Annotated in this window: 10 protein-coding genes; 6 read left to right on the top strand and 4 right to left on the bottom strand. The window is 46.3% G+C overall.

Annotated elements, in window-relative coordinates:
• The first annotated feature begins 365 nt into the window (after positions 1-365).
• Both QUA50_RS05620 and QUA50_RS05615 read left to right on the top strand, forming a co-directional pair.
• Positions 366-1,160: a pseudouridine synthase gene (locus QUA50_RS05620; RefSeq protein ID WP_333263948.1), complete on the top strand. Its 795-nt coding sequence runs from the start codon at positions 366-368 to the stop codon at positions 1,158-1,160.
• Positions 1,157-2,038: a RodZ domain-containing protein gene (locus tag QUA50_RS05615; RefSeq protein ID WP_333263860.1), complete on the top strand. Its 882-nt coding sequence runs from the start codon at positions 1,157-1,159 to the stop codon at positions 2,036-2,038. Before QUA50_RS05620 ends, QUA50_RS05615 begins: the two co-directional genes overlap by 4 nt.
• 389 nt (positions 2,039-2,427) lie before the next feature.
• Here the strand turns inward: QUA50_RS05615 and malQ are convergent, their stop codons facing one another.
• From malQ to QUA50_RS05595, 4 genes are all read right to left on the bottom strand, one after another.
• Positions 2,428-3,936: a 4-alpha-glucanotransferase gene (gene malQ, locus QUA50_RS05610; protein WP_333263862.1), complete on the bottom strand. Its 1,509-nt coding sequence runs from the start codon at positions 3,934-3,936 to the stop codon at positions 2,428-2,430.
• Between the two features lie 464 nt (positions 3,937-4,400).
• Positions 4,401-4,526, bottom strand: coding sequence for a photosystem II protein Y (locus QUA50_RS05605; RefSeq protein ID WP_333179230.1), 126 nt, complete (start codon positions 4,524-4,526; stop codon positions 4,401-4,403).
• A gap of 206 nt (positions 4,527-4,732) precedes the next feature.
• Positions 4,733-5,491, bottom strand: a complete 759-nt coding sequence (locus QUA50_RS05600; RefSeq protein WP_333263865.1) for a MinD/ParA family protein — start codon at positions 5,489-5,491, stop codon at positions 4,733-4,735.
• A gap of 74 nt (positions 5,492-5,565) precedes the next feature.
• Positions 5,566-7,356 carry a CHASE2 domain-containing protein gene (locus QUA50_RS05595; RefSeq protein ID WP_333263867.1) on the bottom strand — a complete coding sequence of 597 codons (1,791 nt, stop codon included), beginning with the start codon at positions 7,354-7,356 and terminating at the stop codon, positions 5,566-5,568.
• Positions 7,357-7,693: 337 nt separating this feature from the next.
• On the opposite strand from QUA50_RS05595, the gene QUA50_RS05590 reads away from it, so the two are divergent.
• The 4 genes from QUA50_RS05590 to QUA50_RS05575 all read left to right on the top strand — a co-directional run bounded on the left by QUA50_RS05590 (position 7,694) and on the right by QUA50_RS05575 (position 12,234).
• The gene (locus QUA50_RS05590) at positions 7,694-8,434 is read left to right on the top strand and encodes a DUF928 domain-containing protein (RefSeq protein WP_333263870.1); all 741 of its coding nucleotides are present in this window, start codon (positions 7,694-7,696) and stop codon (positions 8,432-8,434) included.
• A 275-nt stretch (positions 8,435-8,709) separates the two neighbouring features.
• A complete protein-coding gene (locus tag QUA50_RS05585) occupies positions 8,710-9,444 on the top strand; it encodes a DUF928 domain-containing protein (RefSeq protein WP_333263873.1) in 735 nt (244 codons plus the stop codon).
• A 238-nt stretch (positions 9,445-9,682) separates the two neighbouring features.
• The gene (locus QUA50_RS05580; RefSeq protein WP_333263876.1) at positions 9,683-10,477 is read left to right on the top strand and encodes an HAD hydrolase-like protein; all 795 of its coding nucleotides are present in this window, start codon (positions 9,683-9,685) and stop codon (positions 10,475-10,477) included.
• 539 nt (positions 10,478-11,016) lie between these two features.
• On the top strand, positions 11,017-12,234 hold the full coding sequence (locus QUA50_RS05575) for a DNA double-strand break repair nuclease NurA (RefSeq protein ID WP_333263878.1): 1,218 nt from the start codon (positions 11,017-11,019) through the stop codon (positions 12,232-12,234).
• Positions 12,235-12,524 lie beyond the last annotated feature (290 nt).

Here is a 12,524-nt window from a genome sequence, read left to right as displayed (position 1 = left end):
GATCCCGATGAAAAATTCGCGATCGAGCGTATAAATTTAACCAGCAGTACGGGATTTATGGTAGTGTTGGTTTATGGTCGGGTCAGACCCACACCTTTCAAACCAGCCGCAAACCAACGGTGCAAACCTGTGCCTGCAGCGAGTCTTTTCGTCGTAGTTTTTGCACAGCATTCAGGGTACTGCCATCAGGACAATCTGCACCGGGCACAAGGACAATCTGCACTCTTGCCGGCGTCCTGTAATAATTGGTCAGCATTATAATTTATTCCCAACCAGGAATTGAGCATTGCTAGTACGGTTAATCAATTAACCGTGTCGTGTTTCCTCCCCACCGCTCGATCGTTGGGGATTTCCACACTCCCGTCATGTCTGATGAAAGGCTGCAAAAAATCCTCGCCCAGTGGGGCATTGCCTCTCGCCGTCTTGCAGAACAGATGATTGTAGCTGGACGAGTCCGAGTTAACGGCAATATTGTTCGCTTAGGAGAAAAAGCGAATCCCGATCGCGATCTCATCCAAGTCGATGGAGTCCCGGTGAAACCAACGGATCGACCCGCAAAGGTGTATCTGTTGCTCAACAAACCGGCAGGCGTAGTTTCTACTTGCAGCGATCCAAGATCCCGATCGAAAGTTCTCGACTTGCTGCCACCCCAACTGCGCTTTGGTCAAGGCATCCACCCAGTAGGACGCTTAGATGCAGATTCCACCGGCGCCCTCTTGCTCACCAATGATGGTAAGCTGACATTTTGTTTGACCCATCCGCGTCACTCGATCGCTAAAACTTATCAGGTTTGGGTGAGCGGCGATCCCCCGGAACCCATACTGGAAGCGTGGCGTCAGGGCATCATCTTGTCCGGCAGAAAAACTTTGCCCGCGAAAGTTAAAGTTATCGATCGCGCGCGAGACCAAACTCTGTTAGAAATCATTCTATCAGAAGGCAGAAACCGACAGATTAGGCGAACTGCCGAACAGTTGGGATATCCCGTGGTGCGCCTGCACCGCACAGCCATCGGCCCGATTCAATTGCAGCGGCCCGGTTCGCCAACATTGCCACCAGGCTGCTGCCGACCCCTAGAAGATGCGGAAATTATTTATTTATGGAATCTAGTCAACCTAACATCAATAAGCGTGCCAGTAAATTCCCCGGAGCACAGCATATGACAAAGAATTTATTGTTTTTATTCTTCAAAACCACTAAGCAGAAACTGCACTCCCAAGAGCCAGAACCAGCTCAGAAGAAGCTAGCGGAAATAGGGGCTCAACTCCGCCAGTACCGCGAACAGCAGTCGATTTGTTTGGACAAAGTAGCCGTGGTAACAATGATTCGGCGGAATCTGCTGCAAGCAATCGAGGACGGTCAACTCGACCAACTTCCCGAACCAGTCTACACTCAGGGTTTGATCAAGCGCTACGCTGAAGCAATGGGCTTGGACGGAAATCAGTTTGCCGACTTTTTCCCGATCGAACCGCCGCCCCGATCGAGAACCAAGCTATCCTGGCAAGACGGGCCTCAGTTGCGGCCGATGCACCTCTACCTCTTTTACACATTTCTAATTATCTGTTCGGTCAATGTCTTATCTCAGTTGATGAGCGGTTCTGTTACCGCAAAAAACGGTGCGGGAGCCGAAGAACTAGCGCTTGGGCAGCAAGAACAAGCCCGCGCCGCTGCTGAGGCATCGAAGTCCTCACAAAATCAGAAACCGGATAGTTACGAGACTGTCGAAGCAGTAAGAACAGGTCAAAGTTTAAATAAATCCGGCAATAAACCAGTGATGATTAGCGTCACTTTTAAAGCAGAATCGTGGATGCAAGTTGAAGTCGATGGTAAAACAGAGTTTGAGGGAACTTTGCCGACCGGGACTGTTCGCACCTGGGGGGCTCAAAAGCAATTGGTAGTGGTAGCAGGTAACGCCGGCGGAGTAATGGTTGCCGTCAATAACGGACAAGCCGAACAACTCGGAGTTCCTGGAGTCGTCAAAGAAGTAGTTTTTAAAGCAGACGACCTCAAGCCTGCAACACCGCCCAAGAATGAAGGTTGAGTGTTAATTGGTAATTGTTAATGGGTAATAGGTAATAGCGGGCCGTCCCCAGATTTTAATTAGAATGTCCGTCTTGATTCACTCATTACCCATTAACAATTACCCATTAGATCGAGTCCGGTTGCATCGGAATAGTAAAATCCAGTCACCAATCAACAATCACGGATGGTGCAACCGGAATTGAGAGAATTCATCTGCGTTAATCTGTGTTGCATCTGCCTGTATCTGCGGTCAAAAAAAGAGAATTTCTGAACCGCCGATGACAAGGGATTGACGCTGATTCACGCAGATCGAGAGAATAGAGATAGGAAGAATTCCGATGCTAACAGATTTGATATTACCAATTAACAATTAACAATTACCCACTACCGACTACCCCTTCCCGACGATCAATGTTTATTAGGAGCGCGCCCGGAGATGTAAGTCATAGTTTTGAGCCGATCGCGCACTTCCCAATTCAAAGCTTCAGGTCGATACCGCCAGCCCCAATTTCCCTCTGCTTTCCCCGGAAAATTCATCCGCGCGTCTGTAGCCAAACCCAACAAATCTTGAAACGGCACAATTGCCAAATTAGCAACAGACATCCAACCCATGCGGATTAAAGACCAGTGAATTCCTTGGGGATCGATGCAGCCCAAATAACGGTAAACATCATCTCTTTCGTAGTGTTGCAGTTGATTGAACCATCCGACAGTCGTGTCGTTGTCGTGAGTGCCGGTGTAAACTACGCAGTTGCGATCGTAATTGAAAGGCAAAAAAGGCTCGCCCGGGCCTGAGTTAAAAGCAAACTGCAAAATCTTCATTCCCGGAAACTCAAACCGATCGCGCAAAGCTTCCACTTCAGGAGTAATTACCCCTAAATCCTCAGCGATAATCGGCAAGTTGCCAAACTTTTCGTTAATTACATCCAACAAAGCTGTTCCCGGCGCTTTAATCCACTCTCCGTGCATGGCAGTTTCTTGTCCGCGTTTCACCGCCCAGTAAGCCTCAAACCCTCGAAAGTGATCGATCCGAGTCACGTCTACATAAGAGAAAATCGCTTCAAAACGCTGCACCCACCACTCGAAATTATTTGCTTGCAACTTCTCCCAATTGTATACGGGGTTGCCCCACAATTGACCTGTATTGCTGAAGTAATCAGGGGGAACTCCCGCCATTAAAGCTGCTTCTCCGGTGGCTTCATCCAAGCAAAATATTTCTGGATGAGACCAGACATCCGCGCTGTCGTGAGCTACATAAATCGGAATATCGCCAATAATTTTAATTTCCCGCATATTAGCATAGCGTTTCAACTCCGTCCACTGGCGAAAAAACTCAAACTGGACGTATTTGTAGTAATAAATCTCATCATTTAGCTGCTGAAGCCACTTCTCTACCGACTCTGGTTCTCGACGAGCAATTTCTGGTTCCCAATTGTTCCAGCTAACACCGCCAAAGTGATCTTTTAGTGCCATAAATAAGGCGTAATCTTCCAGCCAATTCTCTTTGCTTTTGCAAAAACCTGAGAATTCTTTTTGCTGCACCGGGGATGCTTTGGCTTTGAAGTTTTCGCAAGCTTTTTTTAGCAAAGGCACTTTCAGGGCGATAGCGCGATCGAAGTCTACATAATCCTGGGGAAATTCTGGCAAATTAGCGAAATCTTCATCTGCGAGCAATTGCTGGTCCCGCAGCATTTCTGGGTTAATTAGCAGCGGATTTCCCGCCATTGCTGAATAGCACGAATAAGGAGAATTGCCGTATCCTGTCGGGCCCAGCGGCAATACCTGCCAGTATTGCTGGTCGCTCTCTACTAAAAAGTCAACAAAGCGATATGCTTCTATTCCCATATCCCCAATGCCAAATCGACTGGGAAAGGATGTGGGGTGGACTAGCATGCCGCTCGATCGGGGAAAAAGCATAATCTATCTAAAGATATAGGAATTTAACATTGACAATTTGACCTATCTTCCCTACCAGTTAAACTTTGCAGTTTTTAGGGCGATTGTTAGGGCAAATACTTTTGTGATTGTCTCATATTTTCTGCGATAACGTGCTGACGCAATATTTTTATTGAACTCTACTCATAAATCCTGAGTAGAGTTCAAAACATCAAAATCCGAACTTACACGATCGCCCTGCTTTCACAGCTAAGTTTTTTTACCCAGGCTCGTTTGCTGCCACAAAGTATTTTGCTTTAGCGTACCCGGTTTATACCTAATTTTTCAATATAACTTTTCTTTTGTTTTCGCCCCATCTCTCTGCAGTCGTAAATTGCCAGCCAACAATCAGCCATCACTTAAGCAGAGCCAATGCACAAATCAGCCGGCTGTTTTTGTATCTCAAAAAACAGCCGGCTGCGAAATTAATGGTGAAAATGCTTAGTTCACGCTTGCTTGTTCAACATTTTCTGCACTTGTTTGAGAGCGATACTGCCGATGTTGTAAGCAGCCCAGCCGCCCGCCAACAATACGGGCATCAATACTATTAGTATGCGGAAGTCAAAATCCATGAGTTCTCCTCCTAAAGTTTTTTAACAAATTCTCATAATCTATTTGTATCTCATTTTGTCACCATTCTCCTGAGTCTTTAACCAAATATTGTCGGCTTTAAAAGTTCCTTGGCCACTAGCAGCCGGATACGCACTCCTGACATCGCTCTGCAAGATGACAGCGAAAGTAAAACTCCTGTGCGGGATCTCGGCATTCGCTGCACCAATTATCCCACAATCTGTTTGGCAATCCCTTCCACAACCTTAGTTAGAGGGTCGTTCGGGAAGTGCAGCGCAAACACCCCCTTGCTGGCGAGCAGCATCATCTGGTCGCTGTGGGGCAGTACCGCTGCCACTGGGATGTTGTAAATACTTTCTACTTGCTGCTTCAAATCCTCGAAATCCAGGGATTCTGGGGCTTTGTTAATCGTCATCAAAATCTTGGGAACTTCTAATTTGCGGGCCACATCTACCGTGACAGCCGTTCCCTGAAAATCTTGCTGATCCGGACGCAGAATCAGCAGCAGGATGTCGGAAATGGTGATGCTGAGGAGGGTTTCTTCGTTGAGCCCCGGGTGCGTGTCTATAAATAGGTAGTCTAAGTTCAAAACCTCGATCAGTTCGCCGAAGCCGTCGGTAAGCAGTCCCACATCGTAGCCTTCGCGCAAAACTCGCGCTATCTCTCCTGCTTTAATGCTCGAAGGAATCAGGTAGAGGCTGCCGTTACTGGCTAATTTTGGCAGCAGCGAACTCACATTGTAGGCCGTATCGGCGATCGGACACCGGCCCCACAGGTAATCGTTGAGGCAGCGATCCATGTTGCTCTCGCTGAAACCGAACAGCACGTGAATCCCCGGTGATTGAATGTCTGTGTCCACAATGGCGACTCGATTTCCGCCGCGAGCGATAATAGATGCCAGATTTGCTGTCGTGTTCGATTTGCCAGTTCCGCCCCGGTAAGAGTGGACAGAGATGATTTTGGACATGATCTGCGTATGAGGGTAAGAAACGGGGAGAACCCATTATGATGCAATTCTCGATGATACAGTCGAGTTGTCGGTCATTCTTCCTTGCCCCCCAAATCCTCCTTATCTGTTAAACTATCGATTTTTTCATCTTTTATCATCTTTTGGCCGCCCCTGCGCTGTCGCATCTGTTTGGCTTTGGTTTGCAAATCGCTGAACTCGTCAGCGGATTTGGTTTCGGCTGAACTAGCACCACAACGGGTATCTATCGGGACACCTGTTTGAGAGCCACTTTCGGATTCAGTCAGGGGGGCGCGCTGCTTCTGCTGTATGGCTTTTTCCTGCAACTGAGCTAGGTTTGCGTCTGTCTGACTTTCGGCCTTGGGAAGCTCTGGGGTACTTGCAGTTATTTCTTGGGGTTCCGAAGGTGCTTTTTCAGAGCTTTCTTTTTTGCTAATCCTCAGTTTATCTTTCTTTTGCTGCAATTCTTTAAAGAAATCCGATTCTGTGATTTCTGCGACTTGCTGTTCTTTTTTGGCTTGGTCTATTTCGATTTTGAAGACTTGTTTTACTCGATCGCTAATTGCTTTCCCGTATCCGGCTTTATTAAATCTCTCTGCTGATACAATGCTACCGCCAGTTAAGATTAATGCTAAGGCTGGCGCTGCCACAGGCACCCACCCTCCCAACAGAAAAATCCCAAAGCCGATCGCGCAGCACCCGGACAGTATTGCCCCGAATGTCACTGTCAACTTCGCTGGGTGAGCCATCCGCGATGCCAAGGTTCCTCCGACAATTGACCATCCCGAAATCCACAAGATTTCTGCCCATTCCGGCCAAAACCAAAACATCGGTCTGTTGTCTAAAACTGCACTCAGAATTTGGCTGACTACTTGTGCGTGTGCCACGATCCCCGGCATGAATTGGTTTTTTTGCTGTCGCGCACTGTAAGGAGTATAAAAGAAATCTTTAACGGTTTCTGTGGTATAACCGATGAGAACTATTTTATCTTTAACTAAATTTGGGTCAACTTTCCCTTCTAAAACATCCGTAATTCTGACTTGGTTTGCGACTCGCTGCTTGGAACGATAGTTAATTAATATTTGATATCCCCTGACATCGGCATTTGTGTATCCTCCGTCATTGCTTGCTAGTTGTTTTAATTGGGTTTTTCCCAGCCATAAAGATTGATCGGATGCCAGTTTGGGATAGATTTTTTGCCCTTGCAGGTAGCGGAGTGCTAGCTGGAGGTTGAAGGAATATAAAACTTGAGAATTGTCATTGCAAAGATGTTTTTGGGCAGAAGAGTTGCCGTCAATTTTCGGCGGTTTCATAAATAATAAAGCCCTGCGGAGTATGCCACCGGGATCGACTCCGAAATCTGCAAATCCCACCCGGTTTTGTGGCAGCCCCGGCGCAGGCGGAGAACCGGGATTGTCCGGGCTTCCGTCGGTGACTAAACATACCCCGATCGTTCGATCGCTTTTTTGTAAAAATTTAGTCAATTCCTCGCGCCCGTCTCCTAAAGGTACGTCTCGCAGTACATCTAAACCGATGACTGCCGGCTGCATTTTTTCCAGTTTTTGTAAGATTTCAGCTATTTTGCGATCGGATATCGGCCACTGATTCAGTTTTTGAATGTCTGCTTCGGTAATCCCTACAACTAGCAAACGCGAGTCTGGCTGTTCCTCGGGACGCCACCTAACCATTTGGTCGTAAGCGCTTAATTCTACTGGTTCGAGTATTCCTAACTGTCGGGCCCCCATCAAGGATAATGTTACTGCCGCGCTGGCAATTAATACAGACTTAGCCAATGCTAGTGATGGTTTATACATTTGACTCAATTGAGCCGCTGCCGATCGAATGTTGTTAGATATTTTACTCATTATCCCAACATAAAAGTTTGACTCGTTTCACCGAACAGCAGTCGTTTCACATTTCCCGCCTGCTGGAGACTTCCTCCATCTTAGAACACTCGGAAACTCCGACCGCTTTGTTACAAAAATTTACCTTACGTAGCGACCAACTGTATCCAATGATACTTGCGACCCAGGCAACCGGATTTTTCCGACAGAGAATCCACTTGCCGCTCGAATTAATTAATGTTATTGATGATATGTCAAGGTATAAATTGTGTATCTGCGCCCTCGACTAGCATCTCAAAAATATTTGTAGCCATCAGCGAATGCCTGTGTTTGCAATTATAGTGAAAGGTAAAACAAAATGAAACGTTTTCTACATCGGGCTAAACTTGCGGTCGCCGTATCTGCGATCGCAGCTACCCTACCCAGTTCACTGGCACCGATGCGCGCACAATCCCAGCCGCTTCTGCTGAGTCAAAATATTAATTTCCAGCCTCCCGATGTAACAGCCCCCGCCAACCGACAAGGAGGAACACATCGCGGCAACAAGCTTTGTCCAGCGGGTTTATCTATTACTCCTTTAGTACCTCCAACTAATATCGGTTTAACCCTAACGGATTCTCCCACAATTTTTGTCTATGTTCCTCAAACCTCTGCAAAAATAGAGTTTACTGTGCTCAACGACAAGGAAGAGGAAGTCGTCTACGAAAAAACATTTAAACTAGACGAATCTGGGATTGTTGGAGTTACTATTCCTGCTACCGTGGACAACAACAAATCCCTTGAAGTTGGTAAGCGATACGTGTGGTCATTTTCGCTAGTTTGCGACCCGGAAGACCGATCGGCGGATTTAGTTGTTAAAGGATTTTTGCAGCGAGTTGAACCGCAGGCAACTCTCAAGAGCGAGTTGGCAAATCCCGACCCCATGACTAGACTCAACGTTTATGCTCAAAATGGGATTTGGTACGAAACTATCGCTACTTTAGCCCAAATGCGACGCCAGACACCGGGAGATGTGAAGCTGACAGCCAAGTGGACGCAATTATTGCAGTCCCAAGGACTGGAATCAGTTGCAGCTCAACCGCTGGTTGCGCCTCTTTAAATCTCGCTATTTCTTGAAGTTTTGTCGGTCGGCCGATGGCGATGCGAACAGTGACCACGAATTTCAAAGGTGGTACCCGCCACGTGATTCATCCGTGGAATGAATCCAAAATCGAAAATCCTCAAGAAAGAGCATTTATCCGTGGGGTCGCCTCTAAAATCTAAAATCTAAAATCTAAAATCGATTGACCCATTTACTCGATCGCGCCCGGAGCTAAAACTCCGGGTTAACATTAGAGATGTACTCTATAAATATTTTTACAAGTTGGTGAAAAAATGAAACGTTTTATAAATTTTACTGCACTGGTGATGACTGTATTGGCGATCGCCGTTACTCTCCCCAGTTTGCTGACACCGATGCAGGCTGTGCCCGCACCAATCCTGCTGAGTCAGAATGTTAATTTCACACCTCCCGATGTAACAGCCCCCGACAACCGGCAAGGCGGGACGCATCGAGGCTGTCAGTTGCGGGAAGGTTTATCCATTACTCCCTTAATACCTAAAAGCAATATTGGTTTAACGCTAACAGAGTCGCCAACATTTTTTGTATATGTTTCTCAACCGGCGGCTCAAGTAGAGTTTATTTTGCTAAACGCAGATGAATCCGAAGTAGTTTACGAAACTACTTTAAAAAATGACAAAGCCGGAATTGTTGGAGTTAGCCTTTCTGAGAAAGACAAGGCAAAAAATATTGAGGTTGGTAAGCGATATGTGTGGTCGTTTGCACTAGCCTGCGATCCTCTGGAGCGTTCTGGAGATTATATTGTTAAAGGATGGATGCAGCGAATAGAACCCCAGGCAAATCTCAAGAACGATTTGGCAAATCCCGACCCTATGGCTAAGGCGATCGCTTATGCTAAAAATGGGATTTGGTACGAGACTCTTGCTACTCTAGCCGAAATGCGGCGTCTCGCACCCGATGATTCGCGGCTGACGACCGAGTGGACGCAATTGTTGCAGTCCCAAGGACTAGAATCGATCGCAGATCAACCGCTAGTTCAGTCTTTTTAATAACCACTCTTCACCAATCGATGCTGAGTGTTTGCACAGTCAATTCTTCAATCCTTCAATCCAGTGACCGAAAGCAGCCAGGGTACAAGCCCCCGTCTTTATCCTGGCACTACCCAAAAATAGTGTCCGAGGATTGATTCGTGAGGTCGCCTTCTTCAATTCTTCAATTCTTCAATCCAAAATCCAAAATCCAAAATCCAAAATCCAAAATCCAAAATCCAAAATCTAAAATCGATTGATGGCTAATAACTTTCCGACAATTCTAGCTCTTGATTTTGACGGTGTGATTTGTGACGGACTAATCGAATATTTCCAAACAGCTTGGCGTACCTATTGTCAAATCTGGAAACCAGTCGAAACAAAGTTCGATCCCGATTTAGCTTTGAGTTTTTACCGAGTGCGGCCCGCCATCGAAACCGGTTGGGAAATGCCGCTGCTGATCCGCGCACTGCTGACAGGAATTTCCCCAGAGGAAATTTTGCTGGATTGGCCTAATATAGTACCGTATTTATTGACAGAAAATAATTTGAAAGCGCAGTCTGTCGGCGCTATGTTAGACGGATTGCGCGACAATTGGATTGCTGAGGATTTATCTGGGTGGCTGTCTTTGCACCGCTTTTATCCAGGGGTGGCGGAGCGCTTGCACTCCTTGCAGGAGAGCTCGGTAAAAGTGGCGATCGTCACTACGAAGGAAGGCCGTTTTGTGCGGGAACTTTTGCAGCTAGCAGGCGTAGAAATGCCGCCGGAGTTGATTTTTGGTAAGGAATACAACAAGCCGAAACACCAAATTTTGCGGGAATTTTTGGCGGCGTCTGGCAAAGATTCGACTATTTGGTTTGTGGAAGATCGGTTAAAAACTTTGCTGTCGGTGAAGCAGCAGCCGGATTTATCTCAGGTGAGGTTATTTTTGGCTGATTGGGGTTACAATACTTTGCCAGAACGGGAATCTGTGGCTCAAAATCCACCAGTTCAATTGCTTTCTCTGTCGCAGTTTGCCGGAGATTTTGCAGATTGGCTGCCGATCGACTGTTGATGTTAGATTTGTGGGCAGGTGGGATTTTTTTCCCTTTTCAGAGTCAAAAAAAATCACAAAATTTTACATCTTTTTTGTTGACTTTTGCGGCGCAGACATGGTATTTTAATATAATGGGATAGTTGCAAAAATAATATTTTTGCAACTATCCCATTATAAAATATATAATAACAGGAATTACAGAAAAAAGCAAGGAGCTCGAAAAAAAAAATTGATTTTTTTATATTGATTTTTTTATACAGTCTTGGAGGTACTATTGACCTGAGAAACCAGTTTTTTTACAGTTTGTTCGGGCAGCAACGAAGTATTTTAGTTTATCGAACCCAGTTTATGACAAAAAAGCAAGCTTCTGAACCCAAAATTTGAAAAGTGTTTTGATAATTTCTCAGATTCAGGGCCCTGGTATGAGGCAGAGAAACGCGGTTTCTACGAGTTTTGGGTTGAGTTACCAGAAAAATACGAAGAAACCGGGTTTCTGATATCGCGAGTGCGATCGCGAACTAAAATTGAAAGCTTTCTAATATTGAGACTTAAAACCCATGCTCGATTTAACTAAAGCAGCCAAGGCAATGCAGGGAATGAGCCAACATTTGAATGTGGAAGCGGCTGCCGCTCGCCAACGTTTGGAAGTGGCTCAGAATTTGCTGGTAAAGGCTGCAGCGGAACAGGAAAAATTGGTAGAATTGCAAGAGAATTGGCGCGATCGCACTTTATTCAATGCTGCCACGCCGATCGAGCCCTTAGACGATCGCACCTACATCACCGCACCCCCCGCAGCTCACACAGTCTTCGCCACAGACGGATCGCAAATTTCCCCCAACCATCACGAAATAGCCTACTGCTACCTGCTAAACGTCGGCACAGTCATGCTGCACTACGGACAAAGCCGCCACCCAGTTTTAGACAGCGTGCCCGAAGTTTTCTACAAACCCGAAGATTTGTACGGTTCGCGGCAGTGGGGAATTAGAACCGAAGAATGGATGGGATACCGGCGGGCAGTTTCCGAAGCAATTGCCTTAGCAGAAATGGGCTGCAATTGGGCAAAAATTAACGACAATAAATTGCCCGCGCCAGCTTTAGCAATGGTAGACGGTTCCCTGATTTATTGGTTTTTGGAACAGTTACCCACCGATGCGCGCGATCGAATTTTGCTGCCAATTTTAGAAGCTTGGGACAAATTGCGTTTAGCAGGAATTCCCCTGTTAGGATACTTAAGCGCTTCTCGCAGCAGCGAAAGCTTATCTTTTTTGCGGTTTGAAGCTTGCACCCACGAAGTACCAGACTGCATGACAAACTGCCCGAACGTCGGATTTTCCGCCACCATTTCTTTCGACGAAAAAGCACCTTGTCAAGAATTTGAACCCTTGCGGGATGCCATCTTGTGGGCAACAATCCTGTCGCCCGGACAAAGAAGTCCTTTGTGGAAATCCCAAGCTCGAATTTTAGATTTGTACGGTGTTAATTCCGTCTGTTTCTGTTACGTTCACGTCGGCACAGAAATTGCTAGAATAGAAGTGCCGGAATGGGTAGCACAAGATACAGCACAGCTAGATTTAGCATTGGGAATGATGCTGGCTCAAGTACACAAAGGCGGCGGGTATCCGGTGACGCTAGCAGAAGCTCACAATCAAGCGGTAGTCACGGGGGGCGATCGATCTCGCTTTTTCGCTTTGTTAGAGCAGCAAATGATTAAAGCAGGCTTAAAAAATGTCGGAATTTCTTATAAGGAAACACGGAAGCGCGGCAGTATTGCTTGAAATTATAATCAAAGGACTTGTGCTCTTAAACCCGGTTTCTGACAAAGCTATTTGGTTTGATGATTAGATACAGCATATTCAGTGCTTCGTGAAGTACACTATAAAGCTCTATTGTGCGGTACCTGTTATGTAGGGTGCGGATCTGCTCATGTTTAATGGAACTTGCAGATTGACTGGTGGATCCGCACCGATGCTTGCGACCCTTGTTGTGTGTACCGCATATACATGGAATATGCTGTATATACGAAGAAACCGGGCTTTCTAGTTTCATGTCCGCAGTCCTGAATTAA

Origin of the sequence: Microcoleus sp. M2_D5, assembly GCF_036701935.1 — a bacterium.
Lineage (GTDB): Bacteria > Cyanobacteriota > Cyanobacteriia > Cyanobacteriales > Microcoleaceae > Microcoleus.
The sequence above is the reverse complement of the archived record's forward strand: the minus strand, read 5'-3'. Positions and strand labels throughout refer to the sequence as shown.

Coding starts and splice junctions, on each gene's coding strand:
- QUA50_RS05620 (WP_333263948.1), top strand. CDS start 366: ATGTCTGATGAAAGGCTGCAAAAAATCCTCGCCCAGTGGGGCATTGCC.
- QUA50_RS05615 (WP_333263860.1), top strand. CDS start 1,157: ATGACAAAGAATTTATTGTTTTTATTCTTCAAAACCACTAAGCAGAAA.
- malQ (WP_333263862.1), bottom strand. CDS start 3,936: ATGCTTTTTCCCCGATCGAGCGGCATGCTAGTCCACCCCACATCCTTT.
- QUA50_RS05605 (WP_333179230.1), bottom strand. CDS start 4,526: ATGGATTTTGACTTCCGCATACTAATAGTATTGATGCCCGTATTGTTG.
- QUA50_RS05600 (WP_333263865.1), bottom strand. CDS start 5,491: ATGTCCAAAATCATCTCTGTCCACTCTTACCGGGGCGGAACTGGCAAA.
- QUA50_RS05595 (WP_333263867.1), bottom strand. CDS start 7,356: ATGAGTAAAATATCTAACAACATTCGATCGGCAGCGGCTCAATTGAGT.
- QUA50_RS05590 (WP_333263870.1), top strand. CDS start 7,694: ATGAAACGTTTTCTACATCGGGCTAAACTTGCGGTCGCCGTATCTGCG.
- QUA50_RS05585 (WP_333263873.1), top strand. CDS start 8,710: ATGAAACGTTTTATAAATTTTACTGCACTGGTGATGACTGTATTGGCG.
- QUA50_RS05580 (WP_333263876.1), top strand. CDS start 9,683: ATGGCTAATAACTTTCCGACAATTCTAGCTCTTGATTTTGACGGTGTG.
- QUA50_RS05575 (WP_333263878.1), top strand. CDS start 11,017: ATGCTCGATTTAACTAAAGCAGCCAAGGCAATGCAGGGAATGAGCCAA.